Origin of the sequence: Ferrovum myxofaciens (genome assembly GCF_000735045.1) — a bacterium.
Lineage (GTDB): Bacteria > Pseudomonadota > Gammaproteobacteria > Burkholderiales > Ferrovaceae > Ferrovum > Ferrovum myxofaciens.
The window spans coordinates 1-20766 of the sequence record NZ_JPOQ01000008.1 but is presented as its reverse complement, the minus strand read 5'-3'; the positions used below and the strand labels follow the sequence as shown (position 1 = coordinate 20766).

General features: G+C 51.1%; 23 protein-coding genes, 1 tRNA gene and 1 pseudogene. 15 read left to right on the top strand and 10 right to left on the bottom strand.

The window, feature by feature from the left end; translation table 11 throughout:
* Nucleotides 1-285 precede the first annotated feature (285 nt).
* From IV91_RS19495 to IV91_RS0101315, 3 genes are all read right to left on the bottom strand, one after another.
* Entirely contained in the window at nt 286-417 is a 132-nt protein-coding gene (locus IV91_RS19495) for a hypothetical protein (protein WP_267880963.1), read from the bottom strand.
* A 921-nt stretch (nt 418-1338) separates the two neighbouring features.
* On the bottom strand, nt 1339-1584 hold the full coding sequence (locus tag IV91_RS0101320) for a hypothetical protein (RefSeq protein WP_031595418.1): 246 nt from the start codon (nt 1582-1584) through the stop codon (nt 1339-1341).
* A 56-nt stretch (nt 1585-1640) separates the two neighbouring features.
* Nucleotides 1641-1865 carry a hypothetical protein gene (locus IV91_RS0101315; protein ID WP_031595416.1) on the bottom strand — a complete coding sequence of 75 codons (225 nt, stop codon included), beginning with the start codon at nt 1863-1865 and terminating at the stop codon, nt 1641-1643.
* Between the two features lie 156 nt (nt 1866-2021).
* On the opposite strand from IV91_RS0101315, the gene IV91_RS0101310 reads away from it, so the two are divergent.
* Nucleotides 2022-2468, top strand: a complete 447-nt coding sequence (locus IV91_RS0101310) for a plastocyanin/azurin family copper-binding protein (protein ID WP_031595414.1) — start codon at nt 2022-2024, stop codon at nt 2466-2468.
* A gap of 364 nt (nt 2469-2832) precedes the next feature.
* Here the strand turns inward: IV91_RS0101310 and IV91_RS0101305 are convergent, their stop codons facing one another.
* Nucleotides 2833-3132, bottom strand: a complete 300-nt coding sequence (locus IV91_RS0101305; protein ID WP_031595412.1) for a hypothetical protein — start codon at nt 3130-3132, stop codon at nt 2833-2835.
* A 257-nt stretch (nt 3133-3389) separates the two neighbouring features.
* On the opposite strand from IV91_RS0101305, the gene rplU reads away from it, so the two are divergent.
* The 6 genes from rplU to guaA all read left to right on the top strand — a co-directional run bounded on the left by rplU (nt 3390) and on the right by guaA (nt 9385).
* Nucleotides 3390-3707 carry a 50S ribosomal protein L21 gene (rplU, locus tag IV91_RS0101300; RefSeq protein ID WP_031595410.1) on the top strand — a complete coding sequence of 106 codons (318 nt, stop codon included), beginning with the start codon at nt 3390-3392 and terminating at the stop codon, nt 3705-3707.
* Nucleotides 3708-3716: 9 nt separating this feature from the next.
* Entirely contained in the window at nt 3717-3986 is a 270-nt protein-coding gene (rpmA, locus tag IV91_RS0101295; RefSeq protein ID WP_031595408.1) for a 50S ribosomal protein L27, read from the top strand.
* A 62-nt stretch (nt 3987-4048) separates the two neighbouring features.
* The gene (gene cgtA / locus IV91_RS0101290) at nt 4049-5176 is read left to right on the top strand and encodes an Obg family GTPase CgtA (RefSeq protein WP_051861815.1); all 1128 of its coding nucleotides are present in this window, start codon (nt 4049-4051) and stop codon (nt 5174-5176) included.
* Nucleotides 5173-6297: a glutamate 5-kinase gene (proB, locus tag IV91_RS0101285; RefSeq protein WP_031595405.1), complete on the top strand. Its 1125-nt coding sequence runs from the start codon at nt 5173-5175 to the stop codon at nt 6295-6297. Before cgtA ends, proB begins: the two co-directional genes overlap by 4 nt.
* 55 nt (nt 6298-6352) lie before the next feature.
* Nucleotides 6353-7813, top strand: coding sequence for an IMP dehydrogenase (guaB, locus tag IV91_RS0101280; RefSeq protein WP_031595403.1), 1461 nt, complete (start codon nt 6353-6355; stop codon nt 7811-7813).
* Between the two features lie 3 nt (nt 7814-7816).
* The gene (guaA, locus tag IV91_RS0101275; RefSeq protein WP_031595400.1) at nt 7817-9385 is read left to right on the top strand and encodes a glutamine-hydrolyzing GMP synthase; all 1569 of its coding nucleotides are present in this window, start codon (nt 7817-7819) and stop codon (nt 9383-9385) included.
* Between the two features lie 397 nt (nt 9386-9782).
* Here the strand turns inward: guaA and IV91_RS0101270 are convergent, their stop codons facing one another.
* The 3 genes from IV91_RS0101270 to IV91_RS18325 all read right to left on the bottom strand — a co-directional run bounded on the left by IV91_RS0101270 (nt 9783) and on the right by IV91_RS18325 (nt 12066).
* Nucleotides 9783-10625 carry a nucleotidyl transferase AbiEii/AbiGii toxin family protein gene (locus tag IV91_RS0101270; RefSeq protein ID WP_031595399.1) on the bottom strand — a complete coding sequence of 281 codons (843 nt, stop codon included), beginning with the start codon at nt 10623-10625 and terminating at the stop codon, nt 9783-9785.
* A complete protein-coding gene (locus IV91_RS0101265; protein ID WP_233418370.1) occupies nt 10625-11461 on the bottom strand; it encodes a type IV toxin-antitoxin system AbiEi family antitoxin domain-containing protein in 837 nt (278 codons plus the stop codon). Before IV91_RS0101265 ends, IV91_RS0101270 begins: the two co-directional genes overlap by 1 nt.
* 113 nt (nt 11462-11574) lie before the next feature.
* The gene (locus tag IV91_RS18325; protein ID WP_160171509.1) at nt 11575-12066 is read right to left on the bottom strand and encodes a hypothetical protein; all 492 of its coding nucleotides are present in this window, start codon (nt 12064-12066) and stop codon (nt 11575-11577) included.
* Nucleotides 12067-12172: 106 nt separating this feature from the next.
* Here IV91_RS18325 and IV91_RS0101260 point away from each other — a divergent pair, with 106 nt between their 5' ends.
* The 3 genes from IV91_RS0101260 to IV91_RS0101250 all read left to right on the top strand — a co-directional run bounded on the left by IV91_RS0101260 (nt 12173) and on the right by IV91_RS0101250 (nt 13690).
* A complete protein-coding gene (locus IV91_RS0101260) occupies nt 12173-12469 on the top strand; it encodes a hypothetical protein (RefSeq protein ID WP_031595395.1) in 297 nt (98 codons plus the stop codon).
* Nucleotide 12470: 1 nt separating this feature from the next.
* Nucleotides 12471-12794 (top strand): helix-turn-helix domain-containing protein, encoded by a 324-nt coding sequence (locus IV91_RS0101255; RefSeq protein ID WP_031595394.1) that lies wholly within the window; start codon nt 12471-12473, stop codon nt 12792-12794.
* Nucleotides 12795-13057: 263 nt separating this feature from the next.
* Nucleotides 13058-13690: an FABP family protein gene (locus tag IV91_RS0101250; protein ID WP_031595393.1), complete on the top strand. Its 633-nt coding sequence runs from the start codon at nt 13058-13060 to the stop codon at nt 13688-13690.
* A gap of 175 nt (nt 13691-13865) precedes the next feature.
* On the opposite strand, the pseudogene IV91_RS19490 reads toward IV91_RS0101250, so the two are convergent.
* A pseudogene (locus tag IV91_RS19490) lies at nt 13866-13955 on the bottom strand (glutathione-dependent disulfide-bond oxidoreductase); the annotation flags it as partial.
* Between the two features lie 178 nt (nt 13956-14133).
* Here IV91_RS19490 and IV91_RS16590 point away from each other — a divergent pair.
* The 3 genes from IV91_RS16590 to IV91_RS0101225 all read left to right on the top strand — a co-directional run bounded on the left by IV91_RS16590 (nt 14134) and on the right by IV91_RS0101225 (nt 18108).
* On the top strand, nt 14134-16782 hold the full coding sequence (locus IV91_RS16590) for a bifunctional diguanylate cyclase/phosphodiesterase (RefSeq protein ID WP_160171508.1): 2649 nt from the start codon (nt 14134-14136) through the stop codon (nt 16780-16782).
* Between the two features lie 473 nt (nt 16783-17255).
* A tRNA-Lys gene (locus tag IV91_RS0101230) sits at nt 17256-17331 on the top strand.
* Between the two features lie 234 nt (nt 17332-17565).
* Nucleotides 17566-18108 carry a DUF3617 domain-containing protein gene (locus IV91_RS0101225; RefSeq protein WP_031595391.1) on the top strand — a complete coding sequence of 181 codons (543 nt, stop codon included), beginning with the start codon at nt 17566-17568 and terminating at the stop codon, nt 18106-18108.
* Nucleotides 18109-18200: 92 nt separating this feature from the next.
* Here IV91_RS0101225 and IV91_RS0101220 read toward each other — a convergent pair whose 3' ends face one another.
* Both IV91_RS0101220 and IV91_RS18320 read right to left on the bottom strand, forming a co-directional pair.
* Entirely contained in the window at nt 18201-19007 is an 807-nt protein-coding gene (locus tag IV91_RS0101220) for a DUF3014 domain-containing protein (protein WP_051861812.1), read from the bottom strand.
* Between the two features lie 74 nt (nt 19008-19081).
* On the bottom strand, nt 19082-19243 hold the full coding sequence (locus IV91_RS18320; protein WP_156472675.1) for a hypothetical protein: 162 nt from the start codon (nt 19241-19243) through the stop codon (nt 19082-19084).
* Nucleotides 19244-19712: 469 nt separating this feature from the next.
* On the opposite strand from IV91_RS18320, the gene IV91_RS0101210 reads away from it, so the two are divergent.
* Nucleotides 19713-20087, top strand: coding sequence for a Rossmann-fold NAD(P)-binding domain-containing protein (locus IV91_RS0101210; protein ID WP_031595388.1), 375 nt, complete (start codon nt 19713-19715; stop codon nt 20085-20087).
* Between the two features lie 231 nt (nt 20088-20318).
* Nucleotides 20319-20690: a hypothetical protein gene (locus IV91_RS0101205; RefSeq protein WP_200874297.1), complete on the top strand. Its 372-nt coding sequence runs from the start codon at nt 20319-20321 to the stop codon at nt 20688-20690.
* Nucleotides 20691-20766 lie beyond the last annotated feature (76 nt).

Below are 20766 nucleotides of genomic sequence, written 5' to 3'. Positions count from 1 at the left end.
ATATAGCGGCATCAAAAAATCATTGTCTGCTCAAGAATATGCCTTGTGTGCGTCAGAATAAGTCGCTATTGATAATTTCTGAGTTTAATGCTGGCAGATTCGCAATGCTCAATTTAAACAGATGCGGGAATATCGACTGCAATGGAAAACATTTGCCAGCGTCCGGTTATGGCCGACTGCTGCCTGAGAAGCATTCTACTCGCCAGCGGCCGCTATACTACAAACGCCAGTCGTTCAAGCTCCACCCCATGACGGTCAGCTGATGGCACATTGCAGACATTGTATCTAATAATGCTGAATGATCGCAAAGGCCGACCTCCAGTCCGTGGGTTGACGCGCCAAGCGTCCGCTCAACTCGGATACCTGCCTTTGAACCCATGACAGTTCATCCGGCAGCAATGAGGCGATAGCGGCCAACCACCAAACCTACGATCTCCGCCTGCCAGCCTTGGCTTGCACAAAACGGCGAATATATTCAACTGTGAATGCAACCTTGTTTTGCACAAAACAACCAGAATTCCTGATTTTGTGTGGAATTATTGAATCCAATCTCAGATTGAAAATAGCCTTTATTGTTACTACTGAAGAAGCAACCACATATTCCGAATACCCAAAATTTTTCCGCAAAGAGAATAATCCCCCGCGTGATTATTGGCATCGGAGCGTCTCTTTTCAATTATTTTGCGGAAACAAAAACTCGTCGAAACCTTTATGGATAGTGGATTCTATGGTTGGACTTTTAATCCGTTGGTCGCAGGTTCGAATCCCGCACGGCCTACCATTTAAGTAAAAGAGTTAAGCCATCCGTTCGGGCGGCTTTTTTCTTTCACTGAGTCGTTATCAGTCTTTCTCGGTGAAGTAGCAGCAAGGTACTCCCGAAATTATTCAGTATCCCTTCAGATACGAGACTGGCCTCCAATAGGTTGGATAAGCGGATCTTGTTTTTGATCGCATCGCGATTGTGAAGTTGCTCGCAATAGATATATTCCTGTATGCAATCTGCCCAGCGGTTATTCTGAAGTTCATGACGCACAGCATTTCTGATACGACCTCCCATTCCTGACGAACCATAACCATGGATTACTACGAGGGCTTTGAGGCCGACGCAGATGGACGCATGAATGGATTGATCCAGAATGACCAAGGCATCCTCCGCTTTTGGAGAGCCGTATTCCAGGTTTATCTTCCAGTAATCGGTATGAGGATGGGGTGGATTTGTGTCACCGCAAAACCGGCATGGAGTCGAGAACAGATTTCGGGGGTTACCGCAGTGATTGCATTCAAAAGGGTGACTCATAAAAGTTTATTACCCCTTCAGTGGTCACCCCGTCCGGTGTCTCAGTAAATTTCAGAATCACTATCCGAAGGCATCGTTGTGAGTGCCAATTCGATATTTGAGGCCAGATCTTTGGCATAGTCTGCCGCCTCGGATAATCGAATTGACTCATAAAACTTCGCTTTTAGGCGAAAACTATTGATATCTTCCAACAATAACGCTCTTATCTCATCCTTGCTCATCGGGAAACTCCTTGTGTGAGGTTTAACCGGGATCTTGCCTGCATTTTCTTCGTTAACTTTCTTCATCCAGCATCGTTTCATTTCTTTTGTCAGTATTCATTATCCCAAAATATCCGGACGGCTCAGGGAGGCGCTTCTAACCCTGATGACGTGGTATCGGGTTTTGCTGTTTCTTGCTTGGTCTCTGAAGATTTGTTCGTTGTTTCTTGGGGAACTTCTTTCGGAGTATCTTTCTCGTCCGTTTTCGGGGTGTCCTTTTCGTTTTTTTCGTCTGTTCTGCGTTCTCCAGTGGTGGCTACAAAAACAATGGATCCCAGAAAAAGTAGGCCTATGATCGTTTCAAGCATAAAATATTGGATCCTTCATATATTTTTTGATTGTGCGAACCTTCAAGTTATTTTCATACTCCAAAGTTTGAGGAGTCATTCCTCGCGGGTTGTCGACAGACGTGCAACCCATCGGTCGACAACAGATTCGTTCATAATAAATCTGAGGGGACCGCCATGAAAAAATTAAGTATTCCGCTGGCAGTGTTGTTGACCTGCCTAAGTGTGAGTATCTGGTCTGCAGACCATGAAGTCAAGATGATGACGCAGGGAAGCGATGGACAAACACTGGTCTTTGAGCCATCATTTCTCAAGGTCGCGGTGGGAGACACCGTTACTTTCAAGCCCATGCAGAAAGCAGGTCACACCAGTTACTCCATTTTTGAACCGGAGGGAGCAAAGCCTTGGAAGGCGCAACCTGATTCGGAAATCACAGTCAAACTGGACAAGGAAGGGGTTTATCTGGTGGAGTGTTTTGTCCATAAGACCTTGGGTATGGTGGCCGTGATCCAGGCTGGAAAACCAGTCAATCTTGAGGCAGCCAAGCAAAAAGCAGCAGAAGAATCTGCCAAGATGGCAGTCGGTAAGGATCGCTTCGCCAAGGAACTGGCTTTAGTCAAGTAAAGAGGACCTTTTCTTTTATTCCTCGCTCCACTCTGACAATTTCGGAGGGCGAGGGATCCTCCGGTTATCTCCGTTATCCTGTGTTGGAAGAAATGACATAGAAAACCTTTGGTATTTGGGCTATCGGAACCTGATGTGTGAGATTATCATCATCGCTTGGAGAGAGTTTAGGGTGGGAGGTTGTCATGTCGTTATTGAGCGGTATGAGTGGTAGCATCGGAGCAACGCTTGCTACGGGTAGCGTCCTTACTTCTGCTTTGTCCAAAAAACACGGAGGCAGTCGTGGAGAAGGGGAGGGTCATGGAGCAGCAGTATCAGGGTTTACGGGAGGAACGCTTATGTCCTCCGTGGTACAGTCCTTGCATCAAGTCATAGACGCAGGTTCTGCGAAGTCGGGAGCCCCTGCCGTATCTTCCTCCTCCGCAACGAGTTCTGCAAATTCCCATTCGTCTGGGACATCGCCGGAACAGGCGTTGAACGTCTTCGTGCAGGCGCTCTTCTCATCCTTGTATGGAGCAAATAATGCGGTTTCAACGAATACCGCAAAACCGAGCGGTGCAGTGCAGGGACCGGTATCGACTGGGTACCTCTCTGCTCCAGGCTCTCTGGAAAACCGCCTGAGTGGTTTGATCCAGACGCTTTCTACGGCGAATCCATCTTCCATGTCGACCTCCTCAGTGATCGGGGGGCAAGCTGGAGTTGCGAATGTTCCGTCTCACGGAGCTTTGCAACAGGAGTTTCACAACCTGCTGTCTACTTTTGGAGCGACACAGGGTCAAGCGACCCTCAATGGATTTCTTACATCGTTGTCAACCAATCTGCAGAATCATGGGGCCAGTTTGGGGTTTAAAGCGATTGCTTGACAGGATGGATGTATGGGATTAAAATTCCATGTTCTGTGAATTTATCAAGGTGAATCCCATGTATGCGGTCATCAAGACGGGCGGTAAGCAATATCGCGTTCAGTCCGGAGAGAAGTTGAAAGTAGAGCGAATTGAAGCAGAAGTTGGCTCTGAGATAGGTCTCGATCAGGTACTGATGGTTGCAGATGGTGAAACCTTGTGCGTCGGGCGCCCTTTGGTAGAGGGGGCAAAGGTTGTGGCAACGGTGGTTAGTCATGGTCGTCATGACAAGGTGCGTATCTTTAAAATGCGTCGCCGCAAGCACTACCAAAAACATCAGGGACATCGGCAGAATTATACGGAACTGCAAATCGGTTCCATTACGACAGCAGTTTGAGGTTAAAACATGGCACATAAAAAGGCAGGCGGGAGTTCCCGCAATGGACGTGATTCCGAGTCGAAACGTTTGGGGGTCAAGGCCTATGGTGGGCAACTTGTCAGCGCAGGGAGCATCATTGTGCGGCAACGGGGTACACGCATTCACCCAGGGACCAACGTTGGCATGGGGAAAGATCATACCCTATTTGCCAAGGTGGAAGGACATGTGGTATTCCGCAACAAGGGACCGCTTAACGACAAGATCGTCATCATTGAACCCTTGGCCAGCGTTGCTTGATCGGCCATTGCGATTACAGGAAAATAAAGCCCTATCCGTTGTGATAGGGCTTTTTTATTGATATGAAATTCATTGATGAAGCACTGATCCAAATTCATGCCGGAAAAGGTGGGGACGGTTCTGCCAGTTTTCGGCGCGAGAAGTATGTTCCCAGGGGAGGGCCCGATGGCGGTGATGGTGGGCGCGGGGGTAGTGTCATTGCGGTGGCTGATCGTAATATCAACACCCTTGTGGACTATCGTTTCGCGCGTATCCACCGGGCTAAAAGTGGTGAATCTGGTCGTGGTTCGGATTGCAATGGGCGGGGAGCGCCGGATGTGATGCTCCGCATGCCCGTGGGAACCCTGATTCGGGAAGTTGAAACAGGTGCCATCGTGGCAGATCTGACGCAGCATGGTCAGCAGGTGATTTTGGCGCAGGGAGGACAGGGCGGCCTTGGTAATTTGCACTTCAAGTCCAGCACCAACCGTGCTCCCCGTCAGTTCACCAAGGGTGAAGCCGGCGAGGAAAAAGAATTACAACTTGAACTCAAGGTGTTGGCAGACATAGGTCTGCTGGGGTATCCCAACGCGGGTAAATCAACGTTTATTCGTGCGGTTTCTGCGGCACGTCCTAAAGTGGCTGACTACCCCTTCACCACGCTTCAACCCCACCTTGGGGTGGTTCGAGTGGATGATGCGCGTAGTTTTGTGATAGCGGATATCCCGGGTTTGATCGAAGGCGCGGCGGAAGGTGCCGGATTGGGGCATCAATTTTTGCGCCATCTGACGCGCACCCGTTTATTGTTGCATCTGGTGGATTGTGCACCGCTCGATGAAGAAATAGATCTGGTGGGACAGGCTCAAGCCTTGAGCAATGAATTGCTCAAATATGATGGGGCGCTTCATGCCAAGCCGCGCTGGATTCTCCTCAACAAGATGGATATGCTTTCTGAAGAGGCGCGTTCTGAAGTCCGGGCGCTTTTTGAGCAGTCTTTAGGGCCTCGACAGTTCTTTGAATTGTCGGCACTGACGGGAGAAGGATGTCGGGAACTGTGTTTTGCGATCATGGGGTATCTTCAGGAAATGAAAGCACAGAATCCGGAAATCGATGAATCTGCGCGCGATGATTTGATAAGCGACACCCCTGTTCTGGGTGCTGAGCCAGGTCTGGACCAGGACACATCTAATTCCTCAGAGAGCAAAAAATGACTTCCTTTGTGCGCACAGCACACCGTTTGGTCATCAAAATTGGCAGCAGTCTGTTGACCAATGAGGGGCGAGGTTTGGATCACGAAGCCATGCAAGGTTGGGCGGAGCAAATCCAGTTCCTGCGTAAAACAGGGAAATCTGTGGTGCTGGTTTCTTCAGGGGCAGTGGCCGAAGGGATGCGACGTCTGGGATTGAATGATCGACCCAAGGCTTTACATGAACTGCAAGCCGCCGCCGCCGTGGGACAGATGGGTTTGATCCAGGGGTGGGAAACTTGTTTTCGGTCCTATGACGTCGGTACGGCCCAGATTTTGTTGACGCGGGCCGATCTGGCTTCGCGCGAACGTTATTTGAACGCCCGATCCACCCTGTCCACTTTGTTAGGCTGGGGGGTCGTTCCCATTATCAATGAAAACGATACCGTGGCAACGGATGAAATCAAGGTGGGGGACAATGACACTTTGGGTTCGTTGGTGACCCAATTGATCGAAGCCGATGGATTGGTAATCCTCACGGATCAAGCCGGACTTTTTACGGCTGATCCGCGCAAGAATCCCAACGCAACCTTGATTGGCGAAGCAAAGGCAGGAGATCCGAACCTCGAAACCATGGCGGGTGGTGCGGGTTCAATTCTGGGGCGTGGTGGAATGCTCACGAAAGTTTTGGCCGCCAAACGGGCAGCACGCAGTGGTGCACATACGGCCATCGTTTGGGGAAGAGAACCCAACGTTTTGAATCGATTGGCAAGTGGAGAGAGTATTGGTACCCAATTGCTGGCCAGCCTTCCTGCTTTGACGGCACGCAAGCAATGGTTGGGTGATGCCTTGCCGGTGCGGGGCAGTTTGATGCTGGATGAGGGGGCAGTTACGGCTCTATGCCAGGAACAAAAAAGTTTGCTGCCCGTGGGAGTGACAGGTTTGCAAGGAGCGTTTGAACGCGGAGAGTTGGTCAGTTGCCTGGACAAGGAAGGCAAGGAAGTCGCTCGGGGGTTGGTGAATTATTCTGCTCGGGAAACCACCAAAATTCTGGGGCAGCCGACAGAGAGCATTGAAAACGTGCTGGGTTATGTGGATGAACCCGAATTGATTCATCGGGATAATCTGGTTTTGCTGCAGGGGTAGACGCCAGAAGAATAGAGGACTGGCGTATAATGCGCTTTTGCACGGGAGGCAGGTCATGCGCGTGGTTGAAAAAGCACTGACTTTTGATGATGTTTTACTCGTACCGGCCCATTCACAGGTATTGCCGCGGGAAGTCACCTTAACGACGCAGTTGTCCCGTGGAATCACCCTGAATATCCCTCTCTTGTCCTCCGCCATGGATACAGTCACCGAAGCGCGTCTGGCCATTGCTCTGGCTCAAGAAGGAGGAATCGGGATTCTTCACAAAAATCTTTCCATTGAGCAGCAGGCTGCCGAAGTGGCCAAGGTCAAACGTTTCGAATCCGGAGTGGTGCGAGATCCAATCACCATCACTCCGGACATGCCGGTAAGGGAGGTGGTTCAACGCACTCGCCAGCATCGTATTTCGGGTTTGCCAGTGGTGGAAAATGGACGGGTAGTGGGTATTGTGACCAATCGGGACCTGCGTTTCGAAAGCCGCCTGGATCAACCGGTGAGCGCGGTGATGACGCCGCGAGAGCGTTTGGTGACGGTGCGCGAAGGTGCAACGCGTGACGAAGCCATGAAATTGATGCATCAACATCGATTGGAACGAGTGTTGGTCGTTAATGATCAATTCGAATTGCGCGGTTTGATTACCGTGAAAGATATTCTCAAATCCAGCGAGCATCCCCTGGCAGCCAAGGATTCCGCTGGACGTTTGAGAGTTGGGGCTGCCGTTGGCGTAGGGGAAGGTACAGAAGAGCGGGTTGCGGCTCTGATCGAGGCAGGGGTTGATGTGTTGGTCGTAGATACGGCCCATGGGCATAGCCAGGGGGTCCTGGATCGGGTCCGTTGGATCAAGCGCCATTATCCCCATATGGAAGTGATTGGCGGCAATGTTGCCACCGCTGCAGCGGCCCTGGCACTTGTGGATCATGGTGCCGACGGCGTCAAGGTGGGGATAGGCCCAGGTTCTATTTGTACTACTCGTATCGTTGCGGGAGTCGGCATTCCTCAGATTACAGCAGTTCATAACGTGGCGACTGCTTTGGAAGGAACGGGGGTACCCTGTATTGCCGATGGCGGCATCCGTTTTTCAGGAGATGTGGCCAAGGCCCTGGCTGCCGGGGCAAATACAGTGATGATTGGAGGACTGTTTGCGGGCACTGAAGAGGCACCAGGCGAAACCGAATTGTTTCAGGGGCGTTCCTACAAATCTTATCGAGGTATGGGGTCTTTGGGAGCGATGCAGCAGGGGTCCAGTGATCGGTATTTTCAGGAAGAAGAGATCAACGCTGACAAGTTGGTTCCCGAAGGCGTTGAAGGGCGCGTTCCCTACAAGGGGCCAGTCTCGGTGGTGATTCATCAGTTGATGGGAGGCGTACGGGCCAGCATGGGCTATCTGGGCTGTCATACCATTGACGAAGTTCATCAACGCGCAGAGTTTGTGGAAATATCCTATGCCGGAATGCGTGAGTCCCATGTTCATGACGTCCACATCACCAAAGAAGCACCCAATTACCATATAGATTGAGTTATGTCCCGCCAGAAAATTCTAATTCTTGACTTTGGTGCTCAGTACGTCCAGTTGATTGCGCGGCGTGTTCGGGAGGCAGGGGTCTATTGTGAATTACATCCGTGGGATGTCACCGATCAGTTTGTGCGGGAATTTGCACCGCAGGGAGTGATCTTGTCCGGAGGGCCGGCTTCGGTGACCGCGGGGCATGAAGCGCCGCGTGCCCCACAGTCCGTGTTTGAGTTGGGAGTGCCCGTTCTGGGGATTTGTTATGGCATGCAGACCATGGCTGCCCAGTTGGGTGGTCAGGTGGAAAATGCTACCGTGCGGGAATTTGGGCATGCCACCGTCCAGACCTTGGGCGAATCCTCTTTGTTTGGCGAGTTGTGTGATCAGAAAGGTCCGCGCGGAGAATCCCTATTATCAGTATGGATGAGTCATGGCGATAAAGTAACCTCGCTACCTTCAGGATTTTTTATCAGTGCAGCGAATACAGTGACTCCGATTGCGGCCATGACCGATGAGACCCGCCATTTCTACGGGGTTCAGTTTCATCCGGAAGTTACCCATACCGTGCAGGGAAAGGCGCTTTTGACCCGTTTTGTGAGGGACATTTGCGGTCTTGGTGGGGATTGGACCATGCCCCATTTTATCACGCAAGCCGTGCAGGCGATCCGTGCTCAAGTGGGAACGGATGACGTGATTCTCGGACTTTCCGGCGGAGTGGATTCGTCGGTGGCGGCGGTTCTCATCCATAAAGCCATTGGTTCCCAGTTGACCTGTGTTTTCGTGGATCACGGTTTGTTACGCTACAGAGAAGCCGAGGAAGTCATGGCGACCTTTGGTCAGCACCTTGGCCTCAAAGTGATTCATGTAGACGCCAGGGAAACCTTCATGGGACATCTGGCCGGTGTCACAGACCCGGAACAGAAACGAAAAATCATTGGTCGTGAATTCGTCGAGGTGTTTCAGCGTGAAGCAGGATGCTTACCGCAGGCCAAGTGGTTGGCTCAAGGAACCATTTATCCGGATGTCATCGAATCTGCCGGCTCCAAAAATGGTAAAGCCCAGAATATTAAATCCCACCATAATGTGGGAGGGCTTCCTGAAACACTCCACCTGAAATTACTTGAGCCCTTGCGCGACCTGTTCAAGGATGAAGTACGCGCCTTGGGAGTAGAGTTGGGGCTTCCCTCTGAAATGGTCCATCGCCACCCTTTTCCGGGACCGGGTATGGGTGTGCGCGTATTGGGCGAAGTGTCGCCTCATTTTGTTGATTTACTGCAGCGTGCCGATGCTATTTTTATTGAAGAATTGCGTTCTTCGGGTTGGTATGACCAAGTTTCTCAAGCTTTCGTGGTATTTTTGCCCGTGCGTTCTGTAGGTGTCATGGGCGATGGACGAACCTATGAACATGTAGTGGCTTTGCGTGCTGTGGTCACCAGTGACTTTATGACAGCGCATTGGGCCGAACTCCCATACGACCTGCTGGGAAAAGTGTCCAATAGAATCATCAATGAAGTGCGCGGGATCAACCGCGTAGTTTATGATGTTTCCGGTAAACCTCCCGCGACCATAGAGTGGGAGTGAGGGGGTTGCATGTATTCTAGAGTTTTCCCTGAATTGCCAAAGACTTAATGAATTTCTGCGATGCCTACAGGTACATCGTCAACGATTCAGGTTTGAAACGACAAGCGATTGATCTCGAAAGGCTTTGCGCTTTTCGCCGTATCGGCGACTCGCGCATGCAGCGCGAAGATTTGACGGTAAATATGCCGGTAAATTCTTCTTCGAAATATAGGCGTCTGCATTTACCGTCATATCCGTGTGGACTCGAACGGTAAAACAAAAGGTGCTTTGGAACTCGCGGACTCTATACGGCGTGATGGCGCTACGGTTTATCTTTACTGCACAGTAAAGATTGATGCTGTTTCGTTGAATACCGAAACAAACAATTGTCGACTTCCTTTGCTGCGCCAGCAACTGATCAGGCTTCCGGCTTCGGCAAATCGGCAGCGCGAACCGCACGCAGCACTTCCCGAAAGACATCATCGAACGGCGGAAGATGGTCCATCTGGTGCGCGAGACGAGCGGCCCAGAGCCGCCGCAGACGATCTTCCTTGGCGGCGATTGCCTGCTCCATGCCTGCAACGACGCGCTGCCGCAATGCCAACTTGGTATCGAGTTCGGCACGCATCTCCGCAACGCGCAAGTTGGTGGAGCCGAACAGATACCAGAGGTCATACAAGTCACGCGGCTCGTTGCGCGCCCGATCGCTCAAGGCCAGCAGCTTTTCGACCACGATCTCCTCGATGGCGTAGACCTTCACGGTCGGCCCTTCGGGCAAGTCGTCAAAGCTGTCGTAGGTGCGATGAATCGGGCGATCTTGCAGCGGGAAGCACAGGACTTCGTTGATCGTGATATCAATCTTCACGTCGTTCGCGGCGGGCAGCGGCCCCTGGTAGCGCAGATAAAACGTGTGACTGTTCTGGTGGCCGTGGCGGTCTTCGCGATCGAACGCGATCCGCAGGCCCGAGTCGGCTTCGACGGTCGCGAAGATTTCGTTCAACCCCGCCAGGATATCTTCGAGGGTGATCGGACGGGTCAAGGTGAAATCCAGGTCTTCCGAAAACCGATAGTCCTCAAACCAGCAGCGCCGCAGGGCCGTGCCACCTTTGAAGGCCAGCATCTCGCGTAACGGATGGCCGGCCAAACCGGTCAGGAACCAGGCCAGCACGTAGTCGCGTTCGATGACGGCCTCGGGGATGCGCCGCCCGCCAGCGGTCACTAGCGTGTTCGAGATCATGGAAATGTTGCGTTGGGGAATCATCAGCCAAGCCTCACGGCATCCAGTTCTTCGGGAGTTACGTTGAGTTGGAGCCGCCAACGTGAGAGGAATGTTCCCTCGGCGGGGAGCAGTGGATCGAGGCGCTGGTAAGTTGCCGTCAGCATGCCACGCAGCGATTCCAGCACCGAAGCATCGGCCAGACCATAGTGTTCCAGCAGGTAGCCGAGGCGGCGCACGACGGCACCGACTCCGAGACGTCGTGCATAGTCCACCAGTCGTTCGACTTTCAGTACGTCCCGCTTCATCCACAAGCCCTTGGCGACTTCGGTGATACCACCGGCAAATGCCGGGTGTCGGAGACCATCGATGATGGTGCGCTCCATGTCGCTGATCATCACGAAGCGCTCCTTGTCGATCCAGTGCTTCATGACCCCGAATTCTTGCTCCGCCGTAATGTGGACAAACCGAAAGTCATAGCCGCCCACCGTCTGCGGACGCACGCGCCGCGTACATGACACATACACGGTGAAATTCGGCTGCGTCACCATGCGATGCAACTCAAGTGCGGTGCCGTGCGACAGGAAGTAGGACGCCGTACCGGCGAGTTCACGCGCGATCATGTACGGGCTGTCGATGTGCTCAGTGGCCCGGCCGAGTTCGAATGGCACGAGGTTGTACAGGCCAGGCTTCAGTCGCGTGATCAAGCCTCGCTGCTGAGCCTTGTGCACGAGATTGCGGGCAGCAGCAGCCGTCAAGCCTGTGATCGAGCCGACATCCGCCAGCGTGAACGTCGACCGGCGCAGTTCATTCAACTCAGTGAAGAGCTGCGCTGCCCGTGGGCCTAGCGTCTTTGTTTGCAACTGATATTTTACGCTCAATTTGCGCCCCTAAAGGAAACGTAATGCGCAGTAAATATAACACTAAGGATATCTAGCGGCAAGCTTGTTTCCCCCTGGGAGACGAATTCAGCGTAAAATGTAACAGTAAAAATTCAATCATGAAAGTCGCCATGGGCCGCGCCAAGAAGAGAGTTGTTGGCGCAGGCATACCTTTGACCTTGGGTTTCATGGGTTGGAATACGCTCGATGTATAGCGTTTGGTAATGAGAAATCGTTGCTTTATACTTGTCCTTGAGTGGAAAAACGTAGGATGCAATGACTCCGATGGGCTTCCAGAGCCCCCTCGATAGTTGATGATTGATGTGGAAGAGTAGTCGCCGCACAAGCCGAGTGCATCTCCCGCGCCAGTCAAAGCGTTTGTTTTTTGACGGTAAATATGACGGTAAATTAGATGTCCCATACAGAGAAAGCCTGTATTCATGCGGGTTTGCAGGCCTTGGAAACAATTGAGTGGGAGTGAGAAAATTCTGTAGCGCATTGACTGTATTGAAAAAATTAAATGCCATTGATGACCGCCACACGTCATTAATGGCATTTTTCATGGCACATGTGAAGCCGTTGAGGCGATGTCGGATCGATGCCATGAAGCGGGATGGTAGTGGCGCATGGTATCGAATCTGCGCGCGAGTATTCGTCGTATGAGAAGAGAAAGATTGCATTGCACTGCGGGAATCCCGTATAATCGCTCTCATGCGCACCGTGATCGAAACCCCGACTTTCCAGAAGCAGGCCGAGAAGTTGTGGTCAGAAGAAGGGCGACTGTCCTTCATCGACTGGATTGCAGAGAATCCGCTGGCAGGGGACGTGATTCCCGGTGCGGATGGAGCGCGCAAGGTTCGTTGGAGCCGTGCCGGATCTGGCAAATCAAGTGGTGCGCGGGTGATCTACTTCAACTTGGCCGAGCAGGAAGTGGTGCTGTTGGTGGCAGCGTATGCCAAGGCCGAACGCGCCAACATGCTTCCAGTCGAAATCAAAAAGGTGGTGTGACATGGGCATTAAGGAAATCGACGTTGAGAAAGTGGCAACGGCTATTGAGGCCGATGCCGGTGAGGTTCTTCCCGATCTGCGGCAAGCACTCGCAGAGGCGAAGGCAGGGCTTGGGCGTGTCACAATGCCTGAGCAGATTCTTGTGCGTCAGGCCCGAGAGAAATCTGGCCTGACACAGGCCGCGTTTGCCGAGCGTATCGAAACCCCAGTGGCGACATTGCGCGATTGGGAGCAAGGACGGTTCGCGCCTCCAGGGGGGGTGTTGTGCCTGCTTCGGTTGATAATCAAGCATCCCGAGTTGTCCAGGGAGTTGAGTGTCGTATGAAAGTGACTGAACGTGGCACTTTTCATGGCATTGGAATCGGAGACTTTACCAAGCTATTGTATCGCAATGGGTTTATTCGCTCGTTGACGATAGAGTGGGAATAATTTTAGGCCTTTCGGAAACTTTTGTCGACTGTCGGGAAAGTTGCTTAACTTATTGATTTATTTAGGTTTGTATCGCGAAAAACTACCGACATCTATTGGCGACAAGCAAAACTTTTGTCGGTAATCCTGACAGTAAGGAAAACCTTGGAGAATACGCTTATGACTGAATTTCCAGAAGACATTTATACTGAGCCATCAAATGTGGATGTTGATACTCTGAAAAATCTTGGTCCCCTTCGAGGTATGGCGGGTATTTGGCAAGGTACTCGCGGCCTGGACGTTAAGCCGAAAGTTGAGGGGCCAAAGAAACAGGCTTTTGTCGAGCATATTGAACTTCAACCGATAGACCCACAGACCAATGGACCACAGTTGTTATATGGCCTACGTTATCATACTCATGTGGTTAAGCCAGACCAGGTTAAGACATATCATGACCAAGTCGGATACTGGCTATGGGAGCCTTCCACAAATACAGTGATCCACACCCTGACAATTCCGCGTGGCCAGGTCGTCATGGCTGTGGGAGTAGCGGGTGCTGACGCGAGAGAGTTTGAGTTAATAGCTACTCATGACTCCGGAAACTTTGGTATCCGTTCGGCACCATTCCTTGACTATGCGTTCAAGACGATCGAATTTCGGATCAAGGTCACAATCAATCCCGATGGAACCTGGTCTTATGATGAAGACACAGTGCTCATGATAAAGGGTAAGGCAGACCCCTTTCATCACACGGATCGAAATACATTAACCAAGATTGCGGAACCCACACCAAATCCTCTGGCGAGAAAATAATTCAGGCGCAACTTGGCAGTCATTCGCGAAACACTAATGCGACGACGACATGTAATCCTCCCTCATGTTGTAAGGTCTGGCGGCAACTTTCATTTAGGTTTGCCCGGCCTCACCTGAAAATCTCACGGTATTTTCGTTTGTGTCAGGAAATCTGTACATGAACGTGTTTACTGAGCACGTCGGCAATCGTGTATTCATTGCCCGAGACAAGACGATTTCCGTCCAGTTGCCTGTCCAGCACATCCAGTTGACGTTTCGATTCCATTCAAATGGTTATTGCAGGAGGTTGATATATTGTATATCCGTACAGTTATCCAGTGCGGCCTGAGATAGAGGCATAATCAGGTTCTATTATGTGCGATACCGTCCAGACGATTTCCATATTTTATTTCAGGATTCCCGGTATCCTTCAATAAAATATTTGAACATTTATGGATAAGCAAATGCCAACTTCTCTGCTGTTAACAGCACCGGAATTTAAGGCGCTACGAGCTTCCGAAAGCAGTTACCGTCGATTGTTTGAAACCGCTCAGGATGGGATCCTGCTTCTTAACGTCGACACAGCCCAGATCGAAGATGTCAATCCCTATTTGATCAATATGCTTGGTTACACGCATGCGGAGTTTCTGGGGAAAAAACTATGGGAAGTGGGCCCGTTTTCTGACAGATGCGAGAGCAAGGAAATGTTTGCGGAACTGCAGACAAAGGGATACGCCCGGTACGAAGATCTTCCGCTCAAAACAAAATCAGGAGCACGAGTCCAGGTTGAATTCGTGAGTAACACCTACGAGTGTGACGGTATCCAGGTCATTCAGTGCAACATTCGCGATATTACCAAGCGTAAGTCCGCCGAAGCGGAAATCCAGCGGCGTACCCATCTTTATAATGCGCTGAGCCAAAGTAATAAGGCTATCGTGCACTGTACCAATGAGGAAGAGTTGTTTCTGAAAATCTGTTGTGCTGCGGTGCGGTTTGGAAGGATGAAGATGGCGTGGATCGGGCTCATCAATGCTGAGACGCACAGGGTACTGCCGGCTTGCAGTTTTGGTGGGGGTATCGAGGAACTGAAAAATATCGAAATCTCGGCAGATGCTGAGAGCCCCTTCGGCCATGGTCCAATCGGGATCGCCCTGCGCGAAAACCGTCCCTTCTGGAGCCAGGATTTCATGAATGATCCGCTCACCGCTCCATGGCAAGAACGCGCAGCACGCGGTGGTTGGGCTGCCTCGGCGTCGCTGCCGCTGCACCGGAATGGCATCATTATCGGTGCTTTTACCTTGTATGCAGGCGAAACCAATGCGTTCGACGAAGCTGCGTGCGACCTGCTGGTGGAAATGGCCGTCGATATTAGTTTTGCACTGAGCAATTTTACTAACGAGATTGCACGCAAGCAGGCGGAGCAGGAACTGCGCATTGCCGCCATCGCTTTCGAATCACAGGAAGGAATTCTCATCACCGATGCCGACAAAGTCATCCTGCGTATCAATAAATCTTTTACGCGCCAGACCGGGTACAGTGCTGAGGAAATCATCGGCAAGACGCCCGCCCTGATGAAGTCTGGGAGGCAGAGTCCCGAATTCTATCAACAAATGTGGGAAGTTCTGACCCGAGATCACTACTGGCATGGCGAAATCTGGAACCGGCGCAAAAATGGAGAAATCTATCCGGACTGGCTCACCATTACCGCCGTTACTAATACCGAGGGAAAAGTCACGAACTATGTCAGTTCCTATTCGGATCTTTCCAAATTCAAAAAAAGCGAAGCCACAATCCACTCTTTGGCTTTTTATGATCCACTGACCAGTCTGCCCAATCGACGCCTGCTGGTCGAGCGTCTGCAACATACTTTTGCCGCCAGCGCCCGTCATCACTACCATGCCGCTCTCCTGTTCATCGATCTTGATAACTTCAAGATTCTTAACGATACCAGGGGGCATAATATCGGCGATCTATTGCTCATCGAGGTGGCCAGTCGGTTGCAAGCCTGTGTACGTGAAGGGGATACTGTGGCGAGGTTAGGTGGCGATGAATTCATTGTCATCCTGCAGGAGTTGAGTGAAGAGCCTTTACAAGCGGCTGCCCAAACGGAAGTCATTTGCGACAAAATACTTGCTGCCATCGGTCGGCCTCATCTGCTGGCGAATTATGAATATCAAAGTTCTGCCAGCATTGGAATCACCCTGTTTTGCAATCAGGCGGTCATGGTGGACGAATTGCTCAAACGTGCGGACACCGCCATGTATCAGGCGAAGAATGCCGGACGCAATAGCCTGCGTTTCTATGACCCTGCCATGCAGGTGGTACTGGAAACCCGCGCGGCGTTGGAAACTGACTTGCGTGGTGCCCTGGGAGAGAACCAGTTCAGACTGCATTACCAAATGCAGGTTGGTCACACCGGTCATATTCTCGGGGCAGAGGTGTTGATACGCTGGATGCATCCACAACGCGGACTGGTTTCACCCCTGCAGTTTATCCCGTTGGCTGAAGAAACGGGTCTGATTCTGCCCATCGGGCGATGGGTGCTGGAAATGGCTTGTGCCCAACTCAAGACATGGGAAGCCGACCCGCTTGCCTGTAACCTGCGGCTTGCCATCAATGTCAGCGCACCACAATTTCATCAACCCGATTTCGTGGAGCAAGTACGCCAGACGTTTCAGAGACATGTGCTCAACCCCAATCAAATCAAATTCGAACTTACGGAAAGTCTGGTTCTGGACAACATCAGTGATACCATCGTCAAGATGCACGCACTCAGACAGAATGGGGTGCGTTTCTCCATGGATGACTTCGGCACTGGCTACTCATCGTTGTCTTACCTGACACAGTTACCCCTTGATCAATTGAAAATCGATCAGTCCTTCGTGCGCAACATTGGTGTGAAACACAGTGATTCGATCATTGTACAGACCATCATCGGCATGGCTAATAATCTGGGAATGGAGGTCATTGCAGAGGGGGTGGAGACGGAAGAACAGCGTGCATTCCTCGAGCAACATGGTTGCGTTGTCTACCAAGGGTACCTGTTTGGTAAACCGGTTCCCGTAGAGGAATTCGAAGAAGAATTGAAAAATCGTAATGATAATGGACAGTAAGCCTATCCGTGGCTTGGGTGCCTGATCAGTAAAACCAGCGATGCATCACCTTGCGGGGGGGTATGGGTGCATCGCCGGGAGAGGCATGATTGTTACTTCTTGCGCTGCCAGTTGGCGTTGTCAGCAATGAAACAAAACAAGGCAATTCCCACGATTCCAATGATTTCATACATCACGATATTACCCATGGCGCAATCTCCTGAAATTTTTATCTGAATGCGATACTGTTCTATCCCACCAATCTTTATGTTGGGATGACTGATTTTAACCATAAATTTGATTAAGATCAAATAAAAATAATAAAAAATATGGTAGAGGCAGATTTTTATGCGCAACTGTTTGAACGGATGAATATTTTTGTTACAACCTTGTATCTTCCCTCATAGGATTCAAGGTTGGCATGGAAGGGAGGGGGCGAATAGTCGTTTGATTTTGTGGCGGGGAATTCTGCTATAATTCCCGCTTCATGGCGTGGGTCGTTAGCTCAGTTGGTAGAGCAGCGGACTCTTAATCCGTTGGTCGAAGGTTCGAATCCTTCACGGCCCACCAGTAATTTTATGAAAATAAAAGATTTTTTGATTCGCGCTTTGGTCTGTTTCGTGAGGTTCACCTCGGTACACTCTCTAATTCCGCGAACACACCTTGCCCAATCAGGTTAGACCATCCCCAGTTACCATTTGCTATATGTTTTCATTTTGTTCTAAAAACTATAGTCCTATGCATTGCATCCGATCAAAATGGAAACTACTCCACACTTCACTTCTCCAGTAAGGAGGTTACACCATGCGACAATTTAGATCTGTGGGTACCGCGGTTTTGATTGCGGCAGGTGGAATCGCCAATGTTTCTGCGTGGGCCGAACTGCCCATGAAACCTGGGCTATGGGAAATTCAACCTACGGTGCAACTGCCCTCACAGAATGGTGCTGGTCCTATGCTCGACATGAGCCAGGTCGTGCAGGCTATGTCGCCTCAAATGCGCAGTCAAATGGAAGCCTTGATGCAAAAACAAGGGGTGTCCATGGGGGCCAACGGCGGTATACGCGTCTGCACAACCCGGGATATGATCGAACGTAACCGATTGCCTCAGAAGAATGGCTGTGAAAGTTCCATTACCAGCCAGTCTGGAGACAAATACCGGCTTCATTTCAACTGTGGTAGCCCACCAACTGTCGGTGAGGGTGAAGTCGTGTTCCGGAACAGTGAGGCTTATACCACGAGGGTTGAGATTACTCACCAGGAGCAGGGCAAGGAATTTGCCGTGACCATGGAATCCAGCGCCAAGTGGCTGGGCTCAGATTGCGGAAGTCTGCAACCTGCACCCTAGGCATTGTTCCCCCCTGTGGATGGGGTTCATGGCCGTAATACGGGAGCCGTGGGAGAGGGAGTGATGGAGACTGGCTCGGTAGTGGTTTCACCCTATCGAAGGTGCTGCTTCAGTTCTGAACGAATGGTTTCCAGTTTTTCTTTGAGTTTTCGTTCGTTGGATAACCCCAGTCGGATCATCATTTTTTGTCCGGCTGATCTGTTTTCCAGATTATCGTCAGAAAACTGGTACAGCACGTGTGGCTGAACCAGTTGTACTGGCGGTGAAATTTCCGGGGCCTTGATCAGGTCATCGAGAACCGCCAGCAGACGGTCGTTGAAATATTGTTTGGGATGGCCCAACTGTTCGTAGGCCTCCTGAAATAAGGGATATACCTCAAGATATAACCGGACTACCGCCTTGGCATCCACGGCATCGACGATGCGCATGTATGGGGCATATCGCGCTGAGTTGGCGGGATCGATGCTCAATACCCCCGCCTGGTTTCTTACCCGGAAACTGCCATTGGGTGCATCCACGGGCAGTCCGTTCAACGGAATGCTCTGACGCAGGAGATTGTCAAGGGTGGAGACAAGGTGGGTGACCAGATTTTCATCATTGAAGAGGTGCATCAATGACCTGTTTTTGGTTAAGTGCGAAATACTGTCGAGCATGAAGGAATCACTTTTGTCCAGAGAGGGAAGGGCAGGGATCTCTGGAGTTGGTGGCCCGATGATTTTTGCCGACGCTGGAACAGGGGGCGGTTGCGGGGTAATCACCGGGCCAGCAACCGGCAGGGAAGTAACCTGTCGTTGAAGACGGGCTTGTTTGTCCGCTGAATTTTTCCAGTAGAGATACCCGGCAAAGGCACCACCAGCCATCGGGAGGATGATCAGTGAAACCTGCAATGCTTTCTTCATGAAGTGTCCTTTCGGGCTGAAGAGAAAGGGTGGATTGGACACTTTAGCACAGGAAATGTTGCAAGGTTCGCGATCTATAGATCTCCGTGACCTTCGGATTCCTTGTCTTCCCAGTGGCGGATCTTCTTGTAATTGATGTGTTTCTCCAGGATGCGGCTTTCATGGAAAAAAAGTCGCATGACAAGCACGTACAGCACCAGAAAAATCGCAACGCCTATACCTATCCATAGTGTCATATTCATTACCTTAAATTCTGATGCCATCCGAATTTTGAATGGATATCGTTCATGGCATTCCTGAGTTCATCCCGAATTTTGTCAGCAGAGACTTTTACTTATACTCTGTTCATATAGTTGCCTTCCGTTCGTTATCGCACTTAAGTGACTCAGTGGTAGTTCAATGCCGCGCCCGAGCGCCATAGGGATCTTTGGTATTTATGCCGGGGAGGATGTCAATTAAATTGTCGTTGATCAAACTCCATTTCCATTCCGCGACATACAATAACGCTGCGGTCGAGGGCGTGGTATTATTTTTCCTGTCGCCCAAACGAGGCCCGGTATCTAGGTTGCCGAGCGATCCTGAATTCGTTCATGCGGTTGCGGGTTTTTGTTGAGGATCGGGCAGCAGGGTGGGGGCCAATGTAGGGCGGGGAAAGAATCGTTCGACAGCATACAAGAAGAATCAACTACAAGGGATAACCTCAATATGAAAAAGCAAACGATTGCTATCGTAGGATTGGGACGGGTCGGGTCTGTTTTTCTGGAGGCTTTGCTCGGCAAGGCCAACAAAGGGTTGAAAATTGTTGCTGTCGCGGAAAAAAGTGACACACCGGGCAGTCGCTTGGCCCTGGCGCAAGGGATTGAAATTTTGGATGTGGATGGCTTGATCGGGAAAAGTGGTAATGTGGACATCATTTTCGATTTGACCGGCATGTCTGCTGTACGGCAGGAATTGAGAGACAAGTTATCGAAATCCACCAATCGGCACACGGTCATTGCCACAGAAAGCATTGCCCGCATGATCTGGATGTTCATTACAGATGCCGAATTACCTGATGTACACGCAGGGGCGGGATACTGAGGCAGGGAAGTTCGGGGGGCTGCGTTACTCAATGCCCAATGCCCCTCTGGTTGTCACGTATCGTTGGCAGATGTCGCTTGCACTTTTCATCAGTCTCTGTGGAATTAAATGAGATCCTGTAAGTTTGGCCTGATTTCTCTGTTGCTCTGGATTGCTACCGTCGCGACGTTTGCATGGTTTTTTATCCAGGGTAATACCACGGCAGGGACGGACCGTCGAACTGCGATAGTTATGAAAGCCAGTGAGCGTGAGTTTGTTTTGTCGGAAATGCGTGGAATGTTGGTTGCCACCCAAGGGATTATGGAAGGGGCGAATCGAGGCGATATGCAGGCCGTCATCAAGGCCGCCAGTGCGGCGGGCATGGGAGTGGCCGCTGATGCAAATCCGGCACTCATTGCAAAACTTCCGCTGGACTTCAAAACGCTTGGAATGAGCGTTCACCAAGATATGGACGACATAGCCAAAGCCGCCGCTGCCGGAACGCCAACCGCAGAAATTCTGAAGATGGAATCGAACACATTGACAAAATGTATCGCCTGCCATTCGGTATGGCAATTACCGGACTGCGCGAAAAGCCCCGTCGTTCAGGGCGGGGATGAATAGCGCGGATGCCGAAGGCATCCATCTTCGTTTCCTATAGTGGCGTTTGCTGTTGCTCGATATATTGTTTGATGATGCC